Source organism: Microbacterium galbinum (assembly GCF_023091225.1).
Classification (GTDB): Bacteria; Actinomycetota; Actinomycetes; order Actinomycetales; family Microbacteriaceae; genus Microbacterium; species Microbacterium galbinum.
This window is the reverse complement of sequence record NZ_JAHWXM010000001.1, coordinates 2,849,198-2,872,275: the sequence shown is the minus strand read 5'-3', so window position 1 is coordinate 2,872,275 and position 23,078 is coordinate 2,849,198. Positions and strand designations below refer to the sequence as shown.

The 23,078-nt window shown below is 70.4% G+C and carries 25 protein-coding genes; 2 read left to right on the top strand and 23 right to left on the bottom strand.

Annotated elements, in window-relative coordinates; genetic code table 11:
- Positions 1-182 precede the first annotated feature (182 nt).
- The 9 genes from KZC52_RS13780 to KZC52_RS13740 are packed head-to-tail and all read right to left on the bottom strand — an operon-like array spanning position 183 to position 9,436.
- Positions 183-1,310 carry a glycerate kinase gene (locus KZC52_RS13780; RefSeq protein WP_247624616.1) on the bottom strand — a complete coding sequence of 376 codons (1,128 nt, stop codon included), beginning with the start codon at positions 1,308-1,310 and terminating at the stop codon, positions 183-185.
- A 10-nt stretch (positions 1,311-1,320) separates the two neighbouring features.
- On the bottom strand, positions 1,321-2,253 hold the full coding sequence (locus KZC52_RS13775) for a sugar phosphate isomerase/epimerase family protein (protein ID WP_247624615.1): 933 nt from the start codon (positions 2,251-2,253) through the stop codon (positions 1,321-1,323).
- A gap of 13 nt (positions 2,254-2,266) precedes the next feature.
- Positions 2,267-3,469 (bottom strand): dihydrodipicolinate synthase family protein, encoded by a 1,203-nt coding sequence (locus tag KZC52_RS13770; RefSeq protein WP_247624614.1) that lies wholly within the window; start codon positions 3,467-3,469, stop codon positions 2,267-2,269.
- Between the two features lie 5 nt (positions 3,470-3,474).
- Positions 3,475-4,677 (bottom strand): Gfo/Idh/MocA family protein, encoded by a 1,203-nt coding sequence (locus tag KZC52_RS13765; RefSeq protein WP_247624613.1) that lies wholly within the window; start codon positions 4,675-4,677, stop codon positions 3,475-3,477.
- 38 nt (positions 4,678-4,715) lie between these two features.
- Positions 4,716-5,465, bottom strand: a complete 750-nt coding sequence (locus KZC52_RS13760) for an ABC transporter ATP-binding protein (RefSeq protein WP_247624612.1) — start codon at positions 5,463-5,465, stop codon at positions 4,716-4,718.
- Complete coding sequence (locus KZC52_RS13755; protein ID WP_247624611.1) at positions 5,455-6,207, bottom strand: ABC transporter ATP-binding protein; 753 nt, start codon at positions 6,205-6,207, stop codon at positions 5,455-5,457. Before KZC52_RS13755 ends, KZC52_RS13760 begins: the two co-directional genes overlap by 11 nt.
- The gene (locus tag KZC52_RS13750) at positions 6,204-7,322 is read right to left on the bottom strand and encodes a branched-chain amino acid ABC transporter permease (protein WP_247624610.1); all 1,119 of its coding nucleotides are present in this window, start codon (positions 7,320-7,322) and stop codon (positions 6,204-6,206) included. The genes KZC52_RS13755 and KZC52_RS13750 overlap by 4 nt, the downstream gene beginning before the upstream one ends.
- On the bottom strand, positions 7,306-8,190 hold the full coding sequence (locus KZC52_RS13745; protein ID WP_247624609.1) for a branched-chain amino acid ABC transporter permease: 885 nt from the start codon (positions 8,188-8,190) through the stop codon (positions 7,306-7,308). The genes KZC52_RS13750 and KZC52_RS13745 overlap by 17 nt, the downstream gene beginning before the upstream one ends.
- A gap of 10 nt (positions 8,191-8,200) precedes the next feature.
- Positions 8,201-9,436: an amino acid ABC transporter substrate-binding protein gene (locus KZC52_RS13740; protein ID WP_247624608.1), complete on the bottom strand. Its 1,236-nt coding sequence runs from the start codon at positions 9,434-9,436 to the stop codon at positions 8,201-8,203.
- Between the two features lie 128 nt (positions 9,437-9,564).
- On the opposite strand from KZC52_RS13740, the gene KZC52_RS13735 reads away from it, so the two are divergent.
- A complete protein-coding gene (locus KZC52_RS13735) occupies positions 9,565-10,593 on the top strand; it encodes a LacI family DNA-binding transcriptional regulator (protein ID WP_247624607.1) in 1,029 nt (342 codons plus the stop codon).
- Positions 10,594-10,672: 79 nt separating this feature from the next.
- Here KZC52_RS13735 and KZC52_RS13730 read toward each other — a convergent pair whose 3' ends face one another.
- The 5 genes from KZC52_RS13730 to KZC52_RS13710 all read right to left on the bottom strand — a co-directional run bounded on the left by KZC52_RS13730 (position 10,673) and on the right by KZC52_RS13710 (position 15,044).
- The gene (locus tag KZC52_RS13730) at positions 10,673-11,458 is read right to left on the bottom strand and encodes an ABC transporter ATP-binding protein (RefSeq protein WP_247624606.1); all 786 of its coding nucleotides are present in this window, start codon (positions 11,456-11,458) and stop codon (positions 10,673-10,675) included.
- The gene (locus tag KZC52_RS13725) at positions 11,455-12,507 is read right to left on the bottom strand and encodes a FecCD family ABC transporter permease (RefSeq protein ID WP_247624605.1); all 1,053 of its coding nucleotides are present in this window, start codon (positions 12,505-12,507) and stop codon (positions 11,455-11,457) included. The genes KZC52_RS13730 and KZC52_RS13725 overlap by 4 nt, the downstream gene beginning before the upstream one ends.
- 4 nt (positions 12,508-12,511) lie before the next feature.
- Positions 12,512-13,615, bottom strand: coding sequence for an iron chelate uptake ABC transporter family permease subunit (locus tag KZC52_RS13720; RefSeq protein WP_247624604.1), 1,104 nt, complete (start codon positions 13,613-13,615; stop codon positions 12,512-12,514).
- 7 nt (positions 13,616-13,622) lie between these two features.
- Positions 13,623-14,579: an ABC transporter substrate-binding protein gene (locus tag KZC52_RS13715; RefSeq protein ID WP_247624603.1), complete on the bottom strand. Its 957-nt coding sequence runs from the start codon at positions 14,577-14,579 to the stop codon at positions 13,623-13,625.
- A 72-nt stretch (positions 14,580-14,651) separates the two neighbouring features.
- The gene (locus tag KZC52_RS13710; RefSeq protein ID WP_247624602.1) at positions 14,652-15,044 is read right to left on the bottom strand and encodes a thiol-disulfide oxidoreductase DCC family protein; all 393 of its coding nucleotides are present in this window, start codon (positions 15,042-15,044) and stop codon (positions 14,652-14,654) included.
- Positions 15,045-15,120: 76 nt separating this feature from the next.
- Here KZC52_RS13710 and KZC52_RS13705 point away from each other — a divergent pair, with 76 nt between their 5' ends.
- Positions 15,121-15,327, top strand: coding sequence for a hypothetical protein (locus tag KZC52_RS13705; protein WP_247624601.1), 207 nt, complete (start codon positions 15,121-15,123; stop codon positions 15,325-15,327).
- A gap of 127 nt (positions 15,328-15,454) precedes the next feature.
- Here the strand turns inward: KZC52_RS13705 and KZC52_RS13700 are convergent, their stop codons facing one another.
- The 9 genes from KZC52_RS13700 to KZC52_RS13660 all read right to left on the bottom strand — a co-directional run bounded on the left by KZC52_RS13700 (position 15,455) and on the right by KZC52_RS13660 (position 23,064).
- Positions 15,455-16,381, bottom strand: coding sequence for a PDR/VanB family oxidoreductase (locus tag KZC52_RS13700; protein ID WP_247624600.1), 927 nt, complete (start codon positions 16,379-16,381; stop codon positions 15,455-15,457).
- Positions 16,382-16,399: 18 nt separating this feature from the next.
- Complete coding sequence (locus tag KZC52_RS13695) at positions 16,400-17,026, bottom strand: MSMEG_1061 family FMN-dependent PPOX-type flavoprotein (protein ID WP_247624599.1); 627 nt, start codon at positions 17,024-17,026, stop codon at positions 16,400-16,402.
- 106 nt (positions 17,027-17,132) lie between these two features.
- A complete protein-coding gene (locus KZC52_RS13690; protein ID WP_247624598.1) occupies positions 17,133-17,642 on the bottom strand; it encodes a MarR family winged helix-turn-helix transcriptional regulator in 510 nt (169 codons plus the stop codon).
- Between the two features lie 66 nt (positions 17,643-17,708).
- Positions 17,709-18,164 (bottom strand): MarR family winged helix-turn-helix transcriptional regulator, encoded by a 456-nt coding sequence (locus KZC52_RS13685; protein ID WP_247624597.1) that lies wholly within the window; start codon positions 18,162-18,164, stop codon positions 17,709-17,711.
- Between the two features lies 1 nt (position 18,165).
- Entirely contained in the window at positions 18,166-19,944 is a 1,779-nt protein-coding gene (locus tag KZC52_RS13680) for a DHA2 family efflux MFS transporter permease subunit (RefSeq protein WP_281731264.1), read from the bottom strand.
- Between the two features lie 57 nt (positions 19,945-20,001).
- Positions 20,002-20,730, bottom strand: a complete 729-nt coding sequence (locus KZC52_RS13675) for a hypothetical protein (RefSeq protein ID WP_247624595.1) — start codon at positions 20,728-20,730, stop codon at positions 20,002-20,004.
- Positions 20,727-21,260, bottom strand: a complete 534-nt coding sequence (locus KZC52_RS13670) for a gluconokinase (RefSeq protein WP_247624594.1) — start codon at positions 21,258-21,260, stop codon at positions 20,727-20,729. The genes KZC52_RS13675 and KZC52_RS13670 overlap by 4 nt, the downstream gene beginning before the upstream one ends.
- On the bottom strand, positions 21,260-22,297 hold the full coding sequence (locus KZC52_RS13665; RefSeq protein ID WP_247624593.1) for a zinc-binding dehydrogenase: 1,038 nt from the start codon (positions 22,295-22,297) through the stop codon (positions 21,260-21,262). Before KZC52_RS13665 ends, KZC52_RS13670 begins: the two co-directional genes overlap by 1 nt.
- On the bottom strand, positions 22,297-23,064 hold the full coding sequence (locus tag KZC52_RS13660; RefSeq protein WP_247624592.1) for a glucose 1-dehydrogenase: 768 nt from the start codon (positions 23,062-23,064) through the stop codon (positions 22,297-22,299). The genes KZC52_RS13665 and KZC52_RS13660 overlap by 1 nt, the downstream gene beginning before the upstream one ends.
- Positions 23,065-23,078 lie beyond the last annotated feature (14 nt).

Below are 23,078 nucleotides of genomic sequence, written 5' to 3'. Positions count from 1 at the left end.
CGCTTTCGTCGAGGCTAGCGTGGAGGAGTGGGGGAGGCAAGGGTCATCTGTGCCGAGGGCGGGGACGCTTCGACAGGCTCAGCGACCCGGCTTCACGCCACTGGGTCCCTGAGCCTGTCGAAGGGCCCCACCCCGACGCACCTACTGGGTCCCTGAGCCTGTCGAAGGGCCCCACCCCGCGGTCAGCCCAGCGAGCGCGCGAGCAACGCCCCGGCGGTGTGCAGCCAGCGCGCCGGGTCCTGCATCGCGGCCTCCCCCGACCCCGCGAGCTCGGTCAGCGAGGCGTGCGCGGCGAACACCGAGGTGTCGGCATCCGCGTCGATCCGCCCGGCCACGAGGAGAGCATCGGCCCCGGCGCCGAGCGCAGTGGCCGCGACGTACGAGGGCACCTTGCCGGCGCCCGACTGCCCGTCGAACGCGCCCTCGCCGGTGATCACGACGGTGGGACCGACAGCGGATGCCTCGGCCAGCGCACCCGGGAGGCCCACGAGTTCGCCGACCTCGGCCGAACCGGCCACGAGTCGCGCACCCCAGGCCAGCAGGCCGAAGCCGGTGCCTCCGGCCGCGCCGGCACCCGGGGTTTCGGGATCAACGGGCAGCAGGGAGGCGAGTCGCGCGAGCCCCGCATCGGCGCGCGCGATCGCGTCGCCCGTGAGCCCCTTCTGCGGGCCGAACACCGCCGCCGCCCCGAGCGGACCCACCAGTGGATTCGTCACGTCGCTGAGCACGAGAACGCCACCCGGGGGCAGAGCGTGCAGCCCGGTCGGATCGACGGACGCGAGCTCGGCGAGCCCGCGGGCACCGACCGCGATCGGCGCCCCGGACGCGTCCAGGAACCGCGCGCCCAGCGCCGTCAGCATCCCGGTCCCGCCGTCGGTCGACGCACTCGACCCGATCCCGAGCACGAGGCGCGAGACCCCGGCGTCGAGGGCGGCGGCGATCGCCTGTCCGAATCCGAGCGTGTGCGCCTCCTCCCCGATGCGCCGCTCGCCGAGCAGTTCGATGCCGCTCGTGGAGGCGAGCTCGACGACACCCGTGCCGCCCGGGGCGTCGGGCGTCGCCGGCAGCCTCAGCCACGCGGCATCCGTGGGCGCACCGTCCGGACCCGTCACCCGTACCGGCACGCGCACAGCGCCATCGACCGCGGCGGCGAAGGCATCGACCGTGCCCTCTCCCCCGTCGGCCATCGGCCGCAGCACCACACGATCGTTGGGGCGCACCGAGCCCCACCCCGCCACGAGCGCGGCGGCGACGTCGGCGGCACCGATCGTGCCCTTGAAGCTGTCGGGGGCGAGGACGACGGTGTGCACGCTCTCGACCCTATGCCGGTCGAGAAGGGGCCGGTCGAGAAGGGGCCGGTCGAGAAGGGGCGGCGCGAGAGTCCGCCGGCGCGAGGAACGGCGAGACGCTGCGCCCGAAGGTCTCGGCCGTGCGCCGCACGACGACGGCCGGATCGTCGGCCCAGATGTCGGCGTGGAAGATCTCGACCTCGATGTCGCGGTCGTACCCGGTGGCGACCACGGCCTCGGTGAGGGTGCGCAGGTCGATCACGCCCTCGCCCGGATAGTGCCGGCTGAGCAGCACGTCGGCGGGCAGAGGGGTCTTCCAGTCGCACACCTGATAGGTCGCGATGCGCCCCTCGCGTCCGGCGCGGGCGATCTGCGCGAGCACGTCGGGGTCCCAGAAGATGTGGAACGTGTCGACGGCGGCACCCACCACCTGCGCGTCGAAGTCGGCGGCGATGTCCAGCGCCAGTCCGAGCGTCGAGACCACGCAGCGGTCGGTCGCGTACATCGGATGCAGCGGCTCGATCGCGAGCGTCACCCCCGCTTCTGCGGCGTAGGGCGCGAGATCGCCGATCGCGTCGCGCACCCGCTCGCGGGCTCCCGCGATGTCGCGCGAGCCCTCGGGCAGCCCGCCGGCGACGAGCACCAGCACGGCGGTCGATCCGGCAGCACCGGCGGCGGCGAGCGCCGCGGTCTCGTCGATCGCGACGCGGTTGTCGTCGAGCGAAGCACGCCGGGCGTCGCCATCGGGCACCGTGAAGAACCCGCCGCGGCAGTGCGTCGTGAAGCGCAGTCCCGAGTCGGCGAGCATCGCCGCCGCGGTCTCGAGCCCCACGGCCTGCACGGGCTCGCGCCACAGACCGATCGCCTCGATGCCGGCGTCGCGCGTGACGTCGAGAGCGGTGCGGAGGTCGGCGTGCTTGATGGTGGCCTGGTTGATCGACAGACGGGGATCGGGCGCGGTCATGCGAGCACTCCATTCATGCGAGAACACCGTTCAGCTTCAGCAGCGCTTGCCAGCGCCCGGCCGCGAGGTCGGGGTTCTCCAGCGCGCGCGCCTCGTTCGCGAGCTCGACGATGCGCGACAGGTGCGGCAGGCTGCGCGCCGAGTGCAGGCCGCCGACCATCTGGAACGCGGACTGGTGACCGTTCAACCACGACACGAACGCGACGCCCGTCTTGTAGTAGAAGGTGGGTGCGGCGAAGATCTGCCGGCTCAGCGCCTCGGTCGGGCCGAGGATCTCGAGGTAGCGGCCGGGGTCGCCGGCATCCAGCGCCTGGATCGCCGCCGAGGCCGACGTCGTCAGCGCCGCGAAGGCTCCGAGCAGCGCGTCGGAGTGCCGACGCGGCTCGGCCGCCTCGCTCACGGGCTGCGCGGCATCCGGCACGTCCGCTCCGCCGATGAGGCCGACGTAGTTGAAGTCGTCGCCGGTGAACATGCGCACGCCGTCCGGCAGGCGGTCGCGCACGGCGACCTCGGATGCCGCGTCGAGCAGGCTCATCTTGACGCCCGACACCTTGTCGGGGTTCTCGCCGATGATCTCGATCAGCACATCGGCTGCCGCGCGCCAGTCGTCCGAGCCGAAATACCCCTGCAGCACGGGGTCGAAGGCGGTGCCGAGCCAGTGCAGCACGACCGGGGTCGTCGCCGCCCCCAGCACCTCGCGGTACACCCGGCGGTAGTCGTCGGCCGACCGGGCGGCACGGGCCAGGTGGCGCGACGCCATGATCACGGGGCCGGCGCCCTGCTCCTCGGTGAAGTGCAGCTGCGTCTTGTAGGCGTCGATCACGGCATCCACCGTGATCTGCTCCTCATCGACGTGGTCGGTGTTGACCCCGACGACGACCGCGCCACCCTCCTCTCGGGCGACCGCGGCCGAGCGCGAGATCAGCTCGCGGGTGGCCGCGGCATCCAATCCCATGTTGCGCTGGGCGGTGTCCATCGCGTCGGCCACGCCCAGCCCCCACGCGTAGGCGTGGCGGCGGAAGGCGAGCGTCGCATCCCAGTCGATCTCGGCGGGACGCCCCGGGGTGTTGTCTCCCGCGACCTTCGGCACGACGTGCGCCGCGGCGTAGGCCACGCGGCTCCGCAACGGGCCGTCGGGGCGGGTGTAGGCGGGCGCCTCGGACAGCTCGACCTGCGAGGTCGAGCCGTCCGGGGCGAGCAGGGTGAGCGCGCCCATGGTCGTCACCCCTCGGTGAGCGGGGTCAGTTCGATCTTGCGCCCCTCGCGCGACGACGCGAGTCCGGCCTCGGCCAGCTGCACGCCGCGGGCACCCGCGAGCAGGTCGAACGCGTAGTCGGTGCCGAGAACGTACGACTCCAGGAACTCCTCCCACTGCTGCCGGAAACCGTTCTGGAAGACCTCGTTCGTCGGCACGCCGGCCCAGTCGGCCGCGTAGTCGTGGTCGTCGGCGAGGTCGGGGTTCCACACCGGCTTCGGGGTGGCGTTGCGGTGCTGGATCTTGGCACCGAAGAGCCCGACGACCGCCGAGCCGAGCGTGCCGTCGACGTGGAACTCGACGAGCTCGTCGCGGTTGACGCGCACGGTCCACGAGGAGTTGATCTGCGCGATCGCCCCGCCCTCGAGCTCGAAGATGCCGTACGCCGCGTCCTCCGCGGTGGCGATGTAGCGCTCGCCGTGCTCGTCCCAGCGGTCGGGGATGTGCACGGCCGCCTGCGCGTAGACGCTCTCGACCGTACCGAACAGGTTCTCGAGCACGTAGTTCCAGTGCGGGAACATGTCGACGATGATGCCGCCGCCGTCCTCGGTGCGGTAGTTCCAGCTCGGGCGCTGCGCGGGCTGCCAGTCGCCCTCGAAGACCCAGTAGCCGAACTCGCCGCGCACCGAGAGGATGCGCCCGAAGAAGCCCGAGTCGATCAGTCGCTTGAGCTTCTGCAGACCGGGGAGGTAGAGCTTGTCGTGCACGACACCGGTCTTGACGCCGGCCTCGCGGGCGAGGCGGGCGAGTTCGAGCGACTCCTCGAGCGACTCGGCGGTCGGCTTCTCGGTGTAGATCGTCTTGCCGGCCGCGATCGCCTTGCGCAGCGCCGTGGCCCGCGCCTTCGTCACGAGGAAGTCGGCGTAGATCTCCCACTGCGGATCGGCGAGCGCCGCATCGAGATCCGTCGTGTAGTCGGCGATGCCGTGGCGCTCCGCGAGCTCGGCGAGCTTCGTCTCGCTGCGGCCGACGAGGAGCGGCCGCACCGTCACCCTCGTGCCGTCGGAGAGTTCGATGCCGCCCTCGTCGCGGATCGCGAGGATCGAGCGCACGAGGTGCTGGCGGTAGCCCATGCGTCCCGAGACGCCGTTCATGATGATGCCGATCTCGCGCGTCTTCGCGGGAGTGGATGCGGGAGCCTCGGGAGAGGCGGTGGTGGTGAGTGACATCTCGTTCCGTTCTTCCGTCAGGGTGCTGTTCATGCGAGTCAGTTGCCGGCCGCGGCGGGCTTGCCGCCGAGGTAGAGCGCGGCGAGAGTGGGGTCGGCGAGCAGTTCGGATGCCGGGCCAGAGATGTGCACGCGACCGAGGTCGAGCACACAGCCGATGTCGGCGGTCTCGAGCGCCCGTCGCGCGTTCTGCTCGACGAGCAGCACCGCGGTTCCGGCATCGCGCATGCGCACGATCTGCTCGAACACCTTCTCGGTGGTCTTGGGGTCGAGGCCCATCGACGGCTCGTCGAGGAGCACGACCTTGGGGCTCACCATGAGCGACCGGGCGAACTCGACCTGCTTCTGCTGGCCGCCCGAGAGGAGCCCGGCGAGCTGCTTCCACCGCTCCCCCACGATGGGGAAGAGGTTCTGCACGAACTCCACGCGCTCGTGGATCACCTTCTGGTCCTTGAGGGTGAAGGCGCCGAGCATCACGTTCTCGCCGACCGTCATCTCGCGGAAGACGCTGTGGCCTTGCAGCACGTGAGCGAGGCCGTGGCGCAGCATCGACTGCGGGCCCTCGCCGGTGATGTCGCGGCCGTCGACCTCGATCTTCCCCGAGCGCGGCTTGAGCATGCCGCTCGCGACCTTCAGCACGGTCGACTTGCCGGCGCCGTTCGGCCCCACGAGGCAGACCACCGATCCCGGCGGCACCTCGACGGTCAGACCGCGCAGCACGAGCGCCGCCCGGCCGTACCCGGCCTCGATGTCGCGCAGCTCGAGCAGGTTCTTCGCTTCAGACTCCAAGGTAGGCCTCCAGGACTCGCGGGTCTTGCTGGATGATCTCGGGGGTGCCCGCGGCGATCGGACGCCCGCGGTCGAACACGATCACGTGGTCGCACAGGCTCATGACCATCTCCATGTTGTGCTCGACGATGATGAAGGTCTTGCCCTCCTCGTTGAGCTCGCGCACGAGGGTCGCGATGCGCCCGATGAGGGCGGGGTTCACGCCACCGGCGGGCTCGTCGAGCATGATCGTGTCGGGCTCGCCCATGAGCACTCCCGCCAGCTCCAACAGCTTCTGCTGGCCGTAGCTGAGGTTGCGGGCCTCGGCGTGCTCGAGGTGATCGATGCCGACGCGCCGTAGCCAACCGCGGGCCCGCTCCAGCTCCTCCGGATCGTGCGCCGAGCGCAGCTGCTGGCGGATGCTCGTGCTGCGCACCGCGACCAGCAGGTTCTCCATCACCGTCATGCGCGGGAACACCCGGCACAGCTGGAAGCTGCGGCCGATGCCCGCACGGGCGATGCGGTCGGGCGACTTGCGGGTGATCGCCTGCCCCCGGTACCGCACCTCGCCGGAGTCCGGCTTGATCATGCCGGTCACGCAGTTGAAGAAGGTCGTCTTGCCCGAGCCGTTCGGCCCGATCAGCCCGTTGACCTTGCCCTCCTGGAAGGTGACCGTGGCGGCGTCGACCGCGGTCACGCCGCCGAACCTCTTGGTCATCTCGACGGTGCTGAGGCTGTCGAGCGTGGTGGTGGCGGCGTTCATGCTGACGTCTCCTTCGCCGCGGCATCCGCTGTTCGCTTCTCGTTCTGCTCGAGGAGTTCGCCGGCGGTCACCTCGCGGATCGAGGCCTGGTCGGATCTGCGGGTGACGAGGTTGCGCACCGCGGGGATGACGCCGTCGGGCATGAAGAGCACGACGATGCCGAGCAGGATGCCGGTGGCGATGAGGTGGAACTGCGTGTCACCGAACTCGAGCTTGAAGTACTCGAGGGCGACACCCACGACGACGGCTCCGAGGAGCGGGCCGAAGAGGTTGCGCACCCCGCCGAGCAGCGCCATGAGCACCATGTACGAACCGATGAGGATCGAGAACTGGAAGATCGGGTCGAGGTCGCCGAACCACAGGGCGTAGAGCCCGCCGCCCAGCGACACGAACAGCGCCGAGAGGATGTAGGCGATGAGCTTGTAGCGGGTGGTCGGCACGCCCAGCGACTGCGCCTTGTCCTCGTCCTCGCGGATGGACTTGAGCGCGGTGCCGAACTTCGACCGGTCGATGATCCACCACACCAGCAGCGCGAACGCGAGCAGGGCGACGAACAGGTAGAAGAACACGCGGTGGTGCTCGGGGCGCAGCATGCCGGGGAACGGACGGGGGACGTTGAGTCCCTCGGAGCCGCCGGTCACCTCGCGCCAGCTCTGGAAGACCAGCAGCATGATGAGCACGAAGGCGATCGAGACGATCACGAACGACGCTCCGCGCACCCGGAGGGCGGCGATGCCGATCGGGATCGCGATGACCGCGACGAGCAGAGCGGCGAGGATCCAGGCGACGAAGCCCGGCAGCGCCAGGTACTTGATCAGGAGCGCGGTGCCGTAGGCCCCGAGCCCGAAGTACGCGGCGTGCCCCAGGGAGATGTACCCCGTGAACCCGCCCATGAAGTTCCACCCCGTCGACAGCACGGCGTAGTTGAGGATGACGACGCCGGCCGACAGGATGTACGGGTTCGGGGCGATGGTCGGGAACGAGAGGATGAGCGCCGCGCCGATGACGAGAGCGGCGAGCTTGATCCACGTCGTCGAACGACGACGGGTGGGAGCGGGCGGAGCGATGACGACCGTCTCGGTCGCGATCGGTTCGCGGCTAGAAACGCTGGGCAAGACGACCTCCGAAGAATCCTTGCGGGCGGAACATCAGCGTGGCGAACAGGGCGACGTAGAAGATCGTCTGCGCCCACGTGGGTCCGAGGGGGAGCTGCAGCAGGCTCTGCGCGACTCCGAGGACGAGCGCCGCGATGGCCGCGCCCGGGATGCTGCCGAGACCGCCGACGACGATGATCGCCATGAGCGGTCCGATCCAGTGCCAGTGCAGCGACGGGTAGATCGTGGCGTCGAGCGAGAGCGCCGTGCCGCCGATCGCGGCGGTCGCGAGGCCGAGGCCGAAGCCGTAGCCCGCGACGCGGTCGGTGTTGATGCCGACCAGCCGCGCCGCCTCCGGGTGCTGGATCGTGGCGCGCAGCGCCTGCCCGAACCGCGTGTACTTCAGCAGCACGAAGAGGCCGGCGAGCGCCACGGCCGCGAGACCGAACGCGATGAGCTTGACGACCGGCACCTGGGCGCCGAAGAAGTCGAGGCTCGCGCTGGCGTACGGCAGCGGGATGCGCCGCTGGGTGCCCGAGAAGAAGAACCCGAGCGCCCCCTCGATGATCAGCGCCACCGCGAAGGTGAGCAGCACCGACATCATGGTGAGCGTCAGCGGCTTGAGCCGCGACACCAGCAGACGCTGCATCACGACGCCGGTCACGAAGAACAGCGGCACGGTGACGACCAGCGAGATGAGCGGGTCGAGCCCGGTCTCGCGGTTGAACCACCAGGCGAGGTACGCGGCGAGGATGAGGAACGCGGAGTGCGCGATCATCACGACGCGCATGATGCCGAAGTAGAGGGTGAGGCCTGCGGCCAGGAGGGCGTAGAGCCCTCCCAGCAGCACGCCGAGGATCAGGCTTTGAAGTAGCAGTGCTCCACTCACGATGTGCGGATCACCACGTCGGCTTCGGGAAGAGGAAGTCGGTCTCCTTGACGTCCTCGGGGAGGACGATGCGGATCTCGCCGCCGACCCACTGCTGGATGAGGTGGGCGCCGGTCGGCTTGCCCGTCTCGTCCCAGCTCAGGGGGCCGACCACGGTCTCCACCTCGTTGTCACGGAGCCAGTCGATGAGCTGCTGCTGGCACTCGCCCTGTTCGGCGCAGCCGACGGCCTCGACGGCCGCGGCCACGACCTGGCCGGTCGTGTAGGCGTTCGCCTCGTCCTCGGCCGGCGGGTTGCCGTGCATCTCGGTGTACTTCTCGACGAACTCGATGTTGCTGGGGAACTGCGAGTCGGGCGAGTAGCCGGTGGGAGCGAGGATGCCCTCGGTCGCCCCGCCGATCGCCGCGGCGAACTCGGGGTTGGTCGGGGCGGTCGAGAACGCGGCGAGCTCGGGCTGGTAGTTCAGCTGCTGCAGCGCGATGATCAGGTTGACCGCGTCCTGGTACTGGGTGCCGCCGATCACGATGTCGGCATCCGACTGCGCGATCTTCGCCGCGATCGTCGAGAAGTCGGTCGTGTTGGGCGGGTAGACCTCGTCGACGAGGATCTCAACCCCGGCCTCTTCGAGCTTGTCGCGAAGACCGTAAGCGGTGCCCTGCGCGAAGGGGTCGTCCATCGCAGCGACGGCCGCGGTCTCGGGACGCTGGTCCTCGGGAAGGGCGAGCAGGTAGTCGGCGAGGTTGTTGTAGTGATCGTTCGCGATCGCGGGGGCGGCGTAGAAGAGGTTGTCGAAGCCCTGCTCGAACACCTCGGCCGCGGCTCCCGCCGGCTCGACGAAGAGCATGCCGTACTCCTGCGCGACACGCGCCGAGGGCACGACCAGGCGGGTCGAGAACGGGCCGAAGACCAGGTCGACGCCGTCCTGGGCGATGAGCGACTCGTAGTCCGAGACGACGCGGTCGGCGTTGGACTGGTCGTCGAGGATCTTCAGCTCGACCTGGCGACCGAGCAGTCCGCCGTTCTCGTTGATGATGTCTCGCCAGGCCTCGTAGCCCCGCTCGACGCCCTTGCCCGGCTCCGAGAAGTCGCCGGTGAGCGGCAGCGAGATGCCGATGACGATGGGGTCGTCCGATCCACCCCCTTCCGACTGGTCACCGGTTCCGGAACAGGCCGAAACCGTGAGGGCGGCGATCGTCAACGATCCGATCGCTGCGGCAATCCGTCGACCTTGGCGGCGTGCAGTCATGCGGGTGTCTCCTACGTCATCGTAAGCGAAAGCGCTTTCGTAAGCGCTTCCGCCACTATACTTGCGTGGAAGAACGAGAGCAACCCACAGCGCGATCAGCGTCGATTTTGCTCCAGGGGGAGGTTTTCGTGAAGCGTACAGGTACGCCGCGACTCGTGGACGTCGCCGAGGCGGCCGGGGTCTCCCTGGCGAGCGCCTCCCGCGCCATGAGCGGGGGTTCGGGCATCTCTCCCGAGGTCGCCGCCCACGTGCGACGCGTCGCGCAGGAGCTCGGCTACGAACCCAACCTGCACGCTCGCGGCCTCGCGGGCGGGCTCGTGCCGACCATCGGTCTGCTGGTGCACGAGATCGGCGACCCCTACTTCTCCGAGATCGCCAGCGGCGTCATCCGCAGCGCCACCCTCGAGAACCGCTCCGTGCAGATCGCCCAGGCCGACCGCACCCCCGAGAGCGAGCTCGCCCAGGTGCAGGCGCTGCTCCGGCAGAGAGTGGGGTCGATCATCATCGCCGGCTCCGGGTACGCCGACCCCGAGCACGAGCAGAAGATGACCGCCGCCCTCGCCGAGTTCGCGCTCGCCGGCGGGCGCGCCGCCGTCATCGGCCGCCACTACCTGCCGATCGACGCCGTGCTGCCCGACAACCACCGCGCCGGCGTCTCGGTCGGCGCGCACCTCGCCGCCCTCGGGCACCGCCGCATCGGCGTCGTCGCCGGCCCGCTCGAGCTCAACACCGTCGCCGATCGCATCGCCGGGCTCCGCGAGGGCATCGCGGATGCCGAGGTCGAACTCACCGTGGTGTCGAAGGAGTTCACGCGCGAGGGCGGTATCGCCGGCGCCCGCGAACTCGTCGACGGCGAATTCCGGGGCCGCGACCTCACCGCGATCGTCGGCCTCAACGACGCCATGGCCATCGGCATCCTGAGCGAACTGCGCCAGCAGGGCATCCGCGTTCCCGACGATCTGTCGGTCGTCGGCTTCGACGACATCGCGGTCGCCGCCGACGTCGCTCCCGCGCTCACCACCGCCCGCATCCCGATGTTCGAGATGGGGCAGCACGCCGTCGCGCTGATCCTGCGGCCCGCGAGCGACGAGGCCCGCACCGTCAGCACCTCGCACGAGCTGATCGTGCGCGCGTCGACGGCGCCGCCGCGCGGCTGACGCCCCTCGCCGAGGAGTCACGACACGCCGCGCCTCGGCATCCGTTCGCGGCGTGTCGTGACCCCTCGCGCCCCGGAACTCAGCCGTGCGGCCAGCGCGGCACGACCAGCGGGCTCCCCGACTCGGGATCGGCGATCACCCGCGCGTCGAGCCCGAACACGTCGGCCACCAGCGCCTCGGTGATCACCTCACCGGGGGCGCCGGTCGCGACCACTTCGCCGTCCTTCATCGCGATCACGTGATCGGCGTAGCGCGCGGCCTGGTTGAGGTCGTGCAGCACGGCGACGAGCGTGTGCCCCTGCGTGCGGTTGAGCGTGCGGCACAGTTCGAGCAGCTCGATCTGATGACTGACGTCGAGATAGGTCGTCGGCTCGTCGAGCAGCAGGATCGGCGTCTGCTGCGCCAGCGCCACCGCCATCCACACGCGCTGCCGCTGCCCGCCCGAGAGCTCGTCGACCATCCGACCCGACAGATGACGGATGCCGGTGGCGTCCATCGCCTCGGCGACGGCGGCCTCGTCCTCGGGCGACCACGGCGCGAACAGACGCTGGTGCGGGTACCGCCCCCGCGTGACCAGATCGACGACGCGGATGCCGTCCGGCGCCACCGGCCCCTGCGGGAGGAGGCCGACCTCGCGCGCCACGTGCTTGGTGGGCAGGTCGTGCAGGCTCTTGCCGTCGAGCAGCACGCTCCCCCGGGTAGGGGGCAGGAGCCGGGTCAGGCTCTTGAGCAGCGTCGACTTGCCGCAGGCGTTCGGCCCCACGATCACGGTGAACGCGCCGTCGGGGATCTCGACGGACACATCGGCGCACACGAGCTTGTCGGCGTAGCCGAGCGCGGCCCCGTCGACCATCAGTCGGGTCATCTCTTCTTTCCCTCTCGCAGGAGAAGCCACAGGAAGTACAGTCCGCCGATCGACACCGTGACGATGCCGACGGGCAGCGGGGAATCGGGATGGATGCGCTGCGCCACGACGTCGGCGAGGAGCAGCAGCAGCGCCCCCACGGCGGCGGTCGGGCCGAGCGCGAGCCCGTCGGAGCGCACCACGCGGCGCGCGATCTGCGGGGCCGCGAGCGCGATGAACGAGATCGGTCCGACGGTCGCGGTGGCGAGGGCGGTGAGTCCGACGCCGATCACGATCGCCGCCACCTGCACCGCGCGCACGTTCTGGCCGAGGGCGGTGGCGAACGGCATCCCGATCTGCATCAATCGCATCGGTCTGCTCAACGCCATCGCGGCGATCAGGAAGACCGCCGATCCGCCGAACGCTCCCAGGAACGTCGCCCACGAGACGCCCGACAGGTTGCCGGCACCCCACAGGCTCGCCATGATCGCGTCTTCGACGGTCGCCGTCAGCAGGATCCACACGTTCACCGAGGCGAGCATCGCGCTGACCGCGATCCCCACGATGATGAGCCGCACCCCGCGCACCGCCCCACGCTTCGACGAGAGCAGGAACACGAGGAACGCGGTCGCCACACCCCCGGCGAGCGCCCCGGCCATGGTATCGACCGAGCCGCCGCCGAGCAGCAGCATCACGACGATCGCGCCGGTGTACGACCCGGTCTGGAATCCGATCACGTCCGGCGAGCCCAGCGGGTTGCCGGTGAGGTTCTGGAAGATCGCGCCGCTCATCGCCAGGCACGCGCCGAGCAGCACCGCCATGAGAATGCGCGGCGCGCGCCACTCGAGCACGACCATCGAGGTGTAGGCATCGCCCTGGCCGACGAGCGCCGTGAGCGCCTCGATGGGGGTGATCTGCGCGGAGCCCGAGAACACGGCGAAGACGGCGAGCAGCACGATCGCGATCCAGAGCCCTGCGCAGATGCGGGCCGAGCGCGCGTCGACGAGCAGGAACGGGCGGGAGCGCGGACCGATGCGGTGCACGCGTCGGCCGAAGTCGAGGTCGGTCATCGCCTCACACCTCCGACACGCGGAAGCGCCGCACCATGTAGATGAGCACGGGCGCTCCGATGAACGCGGTCACCACACCCACCGGCACCTCACCCGCGGTGATGACGCGGCCGAGCACATCGGCGAACCCCATGACGGTCGGCGCGATGAGCACCGAGTACGCGAGGATCCACCCCTGGTGCGGGCCGACGATCATGCGCGCGAGATGCGGGGCGAGCAACCCCAGGAACCCGATGGGCCCGGCCGCGGCCGTCGCGCCGCCCGCGAGCAGGGCGATCGCGACGAGCACGACGAGACGGATGCGGTTCGGATGCGCCCCCATCGCCACGGCGGATGCCTCACCCAACGACAGCACGTCGAGGGAGCGCGAGCTGAGCAGGGCGATGACGAGGCCCACGACGATGAACGGCACGATCGCGAGCGTCGCCTCGAGCGGCTGCGAGGCCGTGGTGCCCGCCGACCACCCGCGCATCTTCTCGAGGATCTCGGAGTGCGTCAGCAGCACGGCCGATGAGAACCCCATGAGCACCGCGCCGAGCGCGACGCCCGACAGGGTCATGCGCACGGGGTTGCCGCGGGCGGTGCCGGTGTTGCCGATCACGAAGACGAGCACCGAGGTGATCATCGCCCCCGCGAACGACCACCACATGTACTGCGAGATGTCGGTCGTGCCGAAGAACGCGAGTCCCACGACGACGGCGAGCGACGCCCCCGCGTTCACACCCAGGATGCCGGGGTCGGTCATGGGGTTGCGGGTGACGGCCTGCATGAGCGCCCCGGCGACGCCGAGCGCGGCACCGGCGACGAGGATGAGCACGGTGCGCGGAACGCGCGAGAACCAGACGGTCTGCGAGATCGCGTCGGCGGGGTCGGGATGCAGGAGGGCCTGGATCACCTCGGCCGGCGGAACGGCACGAGAGCCGACGAGCATGCTGGCGGCGAGGGCTGCGACGCAGAGGATCGCGAGCGGTACGAGCCCGACCCACCGCCGCCCGGCGGAGGAGCGGGTGGCGGAGACGGGCGAGGAGCGGGGCGAGGGCGGGCGCGGGTCCGCCCCGGACACGAGGGTGTTCGGGGCGGGCCCGGATGCCGCGGGCTGCGGGTTCATCCGACGGTCAGGAGACCTTCGTCGACGACGAGACGAGGTCGGCGACGTCGTTCAGCCAGGCCGCGTACGTCGTGGCCGTCATGGCGCCCTTCGAGCTCCAGGCGCCGAGCTGGTCGGCCTGCACGGCGGGCAGCGCGTCCCAGAGGTCGGCGGTGAAGGAGAAGTCGTCGCCGTAGCCCTCGATGAGCAGGATGTCGGCCGGGTAGGTCGAGGCATCCTCCCAGGCGACCTGCCCCCACGGGTTGCCGGTCTCGGGGGCGTCGGCGCCGACGATGGTCGCGCCGAGTTCTTCGAGCAGTTCGGCCTGGGCGAAGCCGACGCCGGTGTACAGCATCTCCTTCGCGGGGCTGGTGAGCATGATGTTCAGACCGCTGCCGGTGATCGCCGCGCTGAAGGCCTCCTTCGCGTCTTCCAGGTCGGCGTCGGACTGCACGATGGCGTCGGAGGTGACGTCGGCACCGAAGAACGCGGCGATCGTGCGGGTGTCGGCGATGCGACCGTCGATCGTCTCACTGCCGGGCAGCGGCACGAACGGGGCGACGCGGGTGATCTGCGCGTTCACGTCCTCATCGAACCACTGCCAGCCGTCGGCGGTGCCCTGACCGATGATCGCGTCGGGGCGCAGCTCGGCGAGCTTCTCGACGTCGATCTCGCCGTCGGTGCCAATCTTCGGGATGTCGGAGATGTCGGCATCGCCCATCACGAAGGGGTTGTCGCACTCGTAGCCGAAGAGGGCGACGGGCTCGATGCCGTACTCGTGCAGCGAGCTGTAGGCGTAGCAGTCCATCACGATGCTCTCGGGCTGCGCGGCGAAGTCGATCGACAGCCCCTGGAGCGAGGGGTGTTCGAGCGTGACGCCCTCCCCCGATTCCGGTTGTTCCGCGGTGTCTCCGGTCGAGGCGCAGGAGGCGAGGAGCAGGGCGGAGGCGGCGACGAGGGCAGCGAGAGAGGACCGGCGGAGCACGGCGAAGACCAATCTGTCGGTGGAAGGGGGAGCCCTTCGACCGTAACAAGAATTTAGTTAGGGTAGGTAATCCTAACTAGAGCCTCGGGCGTGTCCCCTCGGCATCGCGCAGGCGGCCGTCCCGCCCGGCAGGCGGTGCCGGAAGCGGGCGACGAGGGCGTAGCCGAGCGCCGCCGCCCACGCGAACGGCGGGGTCACCAGCATCCGTCCGAGGAATCGCATCCACCGGCCGGGCTGCATCCGCAGCAGTGCAGCGAAGGCCGCGTGCCCGCGGAACCGCTGCTCCCCCACGACCAGCCAGACGTAGCGCGTGACGTCGTGGTTGCTCAGGCGGAGCGCATCGAGGTCGAGCCACTGCCAGGGCTCGGCGTCGGGGAAACGCGCGAGCCGTTTCTCGAGCACGCTCACCGCGGTCGTGCAGAACCCGCAGTCGCCGTCGAAGACGAGCAGGGGTCGCGAGCGCATGCCTCCGACCCCATCACAGCCCCCGCGGGTTCTCAACCCCCTGGCCTGCGAACCACCGGGCAGCGGATGGTGAGGTATGAGCCACAACCCCGATGACATCAAGCAGCCCCTCGACCATCTGCCCCCGCTCGATGAGCGCGATAAGGCCGTCGAGATCGACGAGCCCAGCTACCCGACTTCGAGCGAGCCCGCCGAGCACGGGAGCGTGTCGCCCGACACGGCCGCCGAGCCCGGCAAACCGAACCGGCACGGCGTCGACAAACTGCCGCCGACCTCGCGCTGAGACCCCCGCGATGGGCGGAGTTCTCGGCGTCGGGCGGATGTTTGTTCCCGGAATCTCCGCCCGACACGGAGTTCTCCGCCCAACGGGGAGGCGGGGCTGAGGCGGCGCGGAGGCGAGCAGCTCTGCCTCAGGCGTCGATCACGAGCGTCGGCGACAGCGCCCGCGAGATGCACGGGTACATCGTCATCGACGCGTCGTCACCGGTGAGCGAGTCGCGATGCTCGGGGATGCCGTCGAGCACGGTCACCGCGCAGGAGCCGCAGATGCCCCGCAGACACGAGCCCTCGACGGGCACGCCCGCACTCTGCAGCGCGGCGAGCATCGAACGCTCGGCCGGCACCTCGACCGTGGTGTCACTGCCCGCGCAGACCACGGTGAACGCCTCGTTCGGCCGGAACTCGCGCGGCTTCGGCTCGAAGCGCTCCACGTGCAGACTCGCACCGCCGGGCAGGGCACCCGCGAGGTCGTCGAGCGCGTCGACGAAGCGCTGCGGTCCGCAGGCGTAGACCGCGGTGCCGGGCGCGAGGCCGGCGTAGAGCTCGGCCAGATCCATCCGCCCGGCCTCGGCGCCGACATGGATCGTGACGCGATCGCCGAGGGCAGCGAGATCGTCAGCGAAGGCCACGTCCTCGCGCCGACGCACCAGATACGTCATCCGCCAGTCGGCATCCTCGGCGGCCAGATGCCGCGCCATCGCGAGGATCGGCGTGATGCCGATGCCCGCCGCGAGCAGGTGGTAAGCCGGGGCATCCGACAGGGTGAAGAGGTTGCGGGGCGGGCGCACCCACACCCGGCTCCCCGCCCGCAGGAACGAGTGGATGTAGTGCGAGCCCCCGCGCGAGAACTCCTCGCGCAGCACGGCGATTCGATAGCCGTGCGCATCGGCGGGGTCGCCGCACAGCGAGTACTGGCGCTCGTGCCGCGTGATGAGCTGCACGTCGACGTGCGCCCCCGGCTGCCACGGCGGCAGCGCGGTGCCGTCGGGCGCGGCGAGACGGATGCTGACGATCGAGGGCGTCTCACGGACGATCTCGCTCACGACGAGGGGGAGCATCCCCGCACGGGACCGCATTCAGTACAGGTTCCGGTAGGCGCCGGCCATCGCGTCGTCGATCACGTCGCCGACCGAGGGATCGAAGCCCGACATGCTCGCCCAGATCGTGCCCGAGGTCGGCACCTCCTCGGCGAGGTCCTGCATCTCGGCGTCCCAGAGACCCGCCCGCACGAGCGCGCGCCCGCAGTGCAGGTACACCTGCTCGGTGCGCACGACGATCGCGAGATCGGGAACCGCGTGGTCCTGCTCGAGCATCGCCAGCAGCGAGGGGTCGTTCGTGACGGTCGCCGTGCCGTTGATGCGGAGCGTCTCGGTCATGCCCGGCACGAAGCACAGCAGTCCGATGTGCCCGTTGTCGATGATGTTGGTCATCGAGTCGGCGATCTTGTTGCCGAGCCGGTCGGGGATCACCAGGGTGCGCGGATCGAGCGCCCGCACGAAACCGGGATAGTCGCCACGCGGCGAGCTGTCGCAGTTGCCCGCGGCATCCGCGGTCGCCAGGCTGCAGAACGGCGAGTGCGCGAGGAAGGTCAGGCAGTTCTCATCGAGGAAATTCGTGATCTTCTGCGTGGTCGGCGCCTCGGGTTCACCGAGCGTCGACCTGAGGTACGCCAGATCGACGGAGGGGAAGTCGAAGCTCTCCATTCCTCCAGGCTAGCCAGGCGGATGCCGGTCGTCACCGTCGCGACGCCACAGCGTCGCCCCCACCGGCTGTGCTGAGCGCCCACCCCAATAGCGGAGGAGACGGGCCTCAGTCGCCGAAGGCGGCCAGCAGTTCCGAGAAGCGATCGAGGTCTTCGGCCGACCAGCGGCTCAACCGCTCGGCGAGGCGCGCCTCGTAGCGAGAGCGGGCGAGCGCGACCCGCTCCTGCGCGAGATCGGTGGCGACCAGCACACGGGCCCGGCGATCGTCGGGGTCGGGAACGCTCTCGACCAGTCCCAGCTGCTCGAGCTGGCGCACGTGACGGCTGACCGCCGACTTGTCGGTCTGCAGGCGCTCGATGATCGCGCCGGCCGAGGTCGCCTTGCCCGTCGCGATCGACGTGAGCACCTGGTAGCCGAGGGGCTGCAGATCCGGATGCACGGTGGTCGCCGCCTCGCGCCAGCTCACCCGGATGCGCGCGAACAGCCGACCCAGCTCGTGCTCGACGCGCGAGACCGCCTGGTCGATGTCGACACTGCCGGGCTGCGTGCCGGACTGCGCGGCGGACTGCGCGGCGGGCGCGCCCTCGCGGGCGGGTTCGTCGGTCGAGGCGCTCATGATCGCCAGCCTAACGGCGGCGCACAACGAAGCCCCGCCGTCGACCGCCCGGCGGGGCTTCGTGCGTCACACCTCCGACAGCAGCCGGAAGACCTTGGATGCCGCGTGGATCTCCTCGGGCGTGAGCTCGGCGACCACCGCGCGCAGCCGCACACCGTGGTCGCGGCGCAGCTCGGCGAGCGCCGCACAGGCCGACGGCGTCGCCGTCAGCACCCGCAGGCGCCCGTCGCGCTCGTCGGGACGGGACTCGATCAGACCGAGATCCTCGAGCATCCGCACCTGGCGGCTCACCACCGACTTGTCCATCTCGAACCGCTCCGCCAACTCGTGCGCGCTGACGGAGCCGGCTCGATCGATGAAGGTCAGCAGCTTGTAGCCACCCACCTGCAGCTCGGGCGAGATGCGGGCGGCGGACTCCCGCCACAGCGTCCGCGTGCGGGCGAAGATGAGGTTGAGGTGCGTCTGCAGGTCACCCAGCGCGGTCTCCGCGTCGGGCGATGCGACGGCATCCGAGCCGATCATCTCAGCCCCTCGACTCCCGGCCGTCGCGTTCGAGAACGGTCGTCACCGAACCGGTCGACGGAGCAGACGGAGAGGAGGGAGAAGCGGATGCCGTGCCCGCGATGCGGATCGCACCGGTCGACATCGTCGCACCGACCTCGGCCTCGGAGACCTCGAGCACCGACTCCTCGGCCTGCTCGCGCAGCTGCTCGGCGGCATTCTTGGTCGACAGCGGCTTGTTCTTGAGGAACGCGATCGCGATGACGGCGATGACCGCGAGCGGGATGGCGATGATGAAGGCATCCGCGATGCCGTGGCCGTAGGCCCCCTCGACGATCGCGCGGATCGTGTCGGGCAGCTGACCGACCTTCGGCACGTCACCCGAGGCGAGGTGCTGCAGCGCGTCGATCTCGTCCTGCGTCGACGGCACGAAGTCCTTCAGCGAGTCGGTCATGTACCCGGCGACGCTCGTCGAGAGCAGCGAGCCCATGACGGTGACGCCGATGGTGCCGGCGATCGTGCGGAAGAAGTTCACGTTCGACGAGGCCGCACCCAGCTGCTGCGGGGCGGTGTCGTTCTGCACGATGAGCGTGAGGTTCTGCATGACCATGCCGAGACCCGCGCCGAGCACGAACATGTACACGGCCACCAGCGGGAACGGGGTGTCGTAGCGCAGCGTCGACATCAGGCTCACGCCGATCGTGGTGAGCACGGAGCCCGTGAGCATCCATCCCTTCCACTTGCCGAAGCGGCTGACGAGCTGGCCGATGATGATCGACGCGCCCATCTGGCCGATGATCATCGGGATCGTCATGAGACCCGACTCGGTCGGCGTGGCGCCACGGGCCAGCTGGAAGTACTGGGCGAGGAACACCGAGGTGGCGAACATGGAGACGCCGATCGCGATCGACGCGATGACCGAGAGCGTGAAGGTGCGGTTGCGGAAGAGCGACATCGGCACGATCGGTTCCTTGACGAAGAACTCGACGGTGATGAACGCGGCGATCGCGACGCCGGCGATGACGGCGAGCATGATGCTGGTCGACGAGTCCCACTCGAACTGGCTGCCGCCCATCGAGACCCAGATGAGGAGGGTCGAGACGCCGACCGCGAGCAGCACGATCCCGAAGTAGTCGATCGAGACCTTGCTGTCTCGCTGCGGCTTGGGCAGGTGCAGCGTGAACTGCAGGAGCACGAGGGCGAGGAGGGCGAACGGCACGCCGACGAAGAAGTTCGAGCGCCAGCCCCACACGTCGGTGAGGAGTCCGCCGAGCAGCGGGCCGCCGATGGTGCCGAGGGCCATGATGCCGCCGACGACGCCCATGTACTTGCCGCGCTCACGCGGCGAGATGATGAGGGCGACCGCGATCATGACGAGCGACATGAGGCCGCCGACGCCGATGCCCTGGATGACGCGCACCGCGATGAGCATGTTCGTGTCGGTCGAGAATCCGGCGATCACGGTGCCGGCCGTGAAGAGGATGAGCGAGATCTGCACGAGGATCTTGCGGTCGACGAGGTCGGCCAGCTTGCCCCAGATCGGGGTGGAGACGGCGGTGGCGAGCAGGCTCGCGGTGATGACCCAGGTGTACTGGGACTGCGTGCCGCCGAGGTCGGCGATGATGACCGGCATCGAGGTCGACACGACGGTGCCCGAGAGCACGGCGACGAACATGCCGACGACGAGCCCGGAGATCGCGGTGAAGACCTCGCGCGGTGAGCGCACGGTGTCGTGCGCGGGTGAAGAGATGGTTGTCACAGGGGAACGCTCCAGCGTAGAAAGTTGATAAGTGTCAACCATACGCCGTTAGTTGCAAAAGTGCAACTATTGACGGGATGCAACCACCCGCCCTGCGATCTACCCCGCGGCCACCCCCAGGATCCGCTCCAGGGTGTCGGCGGTGACCCGACGCCGTACCGGGCCGTCCTCCACGGCGAGCTCCGCGATCGTCGTGCGTCCGCACCCCGTCGCCGCCGCGATCCGCCGCAACGACCAGCCGCGCGAGCGCAGGTCGCGGATGCGCGCGGCCGCCGCCCCGGAGTCGAGGGTCTCGGCCCGCGGCGCGACTCCGGCCGCGCGGGCGAGGCTGCGTCGATGCTCGGCCCGGGCCTCGGCGCACGAGACGCCGTCATCGCCGCGCGGGCACAGCCGCCGGTCGCGGCACCCCATGAAGTAACCGTTCGGGGTGCCGTGATCGATCGGCGCCCCCTCCCCCGCCGCCCGGCGCGAGACGTAGTCGTGCACGTAGCGACGACGCGACTCTGCGCAGGTCACCGCGCCCAGACGCCGGTTCGGGCACGACTGCGGGTCGCGGCATCCGCGGGCATAGCCCCAGGGCGTGCCGTGCACCTCGCGCACACCGCTCGGCGAGACGACGACCTCGCCGACGTCGCCCGAGCGCGGCACGGGCTGATCGAGCGGCATGCGCGCCAACCGGTAGTCGCCGCGCCGCCGCAGCGCCGCCTCGGCGCACGTGAGGATGTCGGAGTCGGGCCCCATCGGGCACATCGCCCGGGTGCGGCATCCCGCCTCGTAACCGGCGACGCTGCCGTGCGGCGCCGATACCCAGACCGTGCGCCCGCTCATGACCGTCGGGCGGCCGGTTCGGCTCGGAGCACCCGTTCTGCCGCACCGATGATCTCGTCGACGCTGCGCCGCGCGTCGATCGCGAATCCGTTCTCATCGCCCGCGAGAGGCTCGAGGGTGTCGAGCTGCGAGTCGAGGAGCGCTAGCGGCATGAAGTGCTCGGAGCGCACCAGCATCCGCTGGGCGAGCACGCGCTTGGTGGTCTCGAGGTGCAGGAAGAACACCTCGGGCGCATGCGCGCGCAGCACGTCGCGGTAGGCGACCTTGAGCGCGGAGCAGGCGATCACGAGCCCCGGTACGCGATGCCGGGCGATCTCCTCGCCGACGGCGTCGAGCCAGGGGGCGCGATCCTCGTCGGTGAGCGGGATGCCTTGCGACATCTTCTCGACGTTGGCAGACGGATGCAGGTCGTCGGCGTCTCCGAACGGCAGCCGCAGCCGGTCGGCCAGGGCGGCACCGACGGTCGACTTGCCGGAGCCGGCGACGCCCATCACCACGACGAGCGGACGGGAGGCGGTCAGCACGGTCATCACGCCTTCCCGAACTGCAGCAGCACCTTGCTCGACACCGTCGGATCGGCGGCGGTCGCGAAGGCGTCGGCGGCGGACCGCCAGCGCTTGACGTGACTGATCACGGGCGCGATGCGCAGCGTGCCGTCGGCGAGCGCCGCGATCACCTCGTCGATCTCGTCGTTGAAGCGGAACGAGCCGAGCAGATCGAGCTCGCGGGCGATCGCGAGCGCGACCTGCACGGGCTGCGGACCGCTGGGCAACAGCCCCACCATCGCGACCACGCCGCCACGGGCGGCGCCACGGATCGCGGTGTCGAGTCCCTGCGGACTGCCGGACGACTCGATCACCACGTCGGCGTCGATCGCCGCGACGTCGGCGGCATCGGGCTGTTGCAGCACGATATCGGCTCCGAGCTCTCGAGCAATGCGCAACGGGCGCTCGTGCAGATCGACGGCGGTGATGTGCCGCGCACCGCGGGCCTGGAGCACCGCGACCGCGAGCAGTCCGATCGGGCCGCATCCGACGACGAGCGCCGAGAGGTCGGAGACGTCGCCGATCCGGTTGACGGCGTGCCAGGCGACGCTGGCGGGCTCGATGAGCGCCGCCTCCTGCAGGTCGATCCCCTCGGGGAGGGTGCGCAGCATCCGCGTGGGCATCGCGACCCGGTGCGCGAACGCGCCGTCGCGGTGCGGGAAGCGCGCGGCCGAGCCGAGGTACCCGCCGCCCGCGATGTTGGGGCGGTCGATCGGATGCCGGACGTGCTCCTGCGCCGGAGTCGCGGGGTGCACGGCGACGCGCGCACCCTCCCACGGGCCGCTGCCGTCGGCGGCGGCCCGCCGGACCACGCCGACCACCTCGTGCCCGAGCACCATCGGCGCGCGCAGGATCGACTCCCCCGCGGCTCCGTGCTTCCAGTAGTGCAGGTCGGACCCGCAGATGCCGCCGTAGACGATGTCGATCACGGCCTCGTCGGGGGCGGGCACGGGCTCGGCGATCGGGTCGATGCGCAGGTCGCCGGCCTCGTGGATCACGACGGCGTGGAGCGCGGCGGCCATCAGACGACCGCCGTCATTCCGCCGTCGACGAAGACGACCTGGCCCGAAACGAAGCGCGAGGCGTCCGACGAGAGCCACACCACGGCACCGCCGATGTCCTCCGGCTCGCCCCAGCGCCCGACCGGGGTGCGTCCGAGCACCCAGGAGTTGAACGCGGGGTCGTCGACGAGCGCCTGCGTGAGCTCGGTGCGGATGTACCCGGGGGCCACGCCGTTGACGCGCACGCCGCTGCCCGCCCACTCCGCCGTCATCGCCTTGGTGAGGTTGCGCAGCCCGCCCTTCGCGGCGGTGTACGCCCCGATCGTCGGGCGAGCGAGGTCGGTCTGCACCGAGCAGATGTTGACGATCGCACCGCTCCCCCGCGCCACCATCGCACGGGCGGCCGTGCGCCCGACGAGGAAGGCGCTGGTGAGGTCGGTGCGGATGACGCGCTCCCAGTTCTCGAGGCTCACCTCCAGCAGCGGCTCGCGGTGCTGGAGGCCCGCGTTGTTGACGAGGATGTCGAGGGGGCCGGTGGCCTCGATCCCACGGATGCCGTCGATCACGGCCTCCTCGGAGGTGACGTCGAAGACCGCCGTGGAGACGGCATCCGCTCCGAAGTCCCGGGCGAGGGCGTCCGCCGTCTCGCCCACCGTGGAAGTGTCGCGCCCGTGCACGACGACGTGGGCGCCGGCCTCGAGCAGCGAGCGCGCGATCGCGAGCCCGATTCCGCGGCTGGAACCGGTGACCAGGGCGCGACGCCCGGTGAGGTCGAAGGGGGTGCTCATGGATGCTCCGTCCC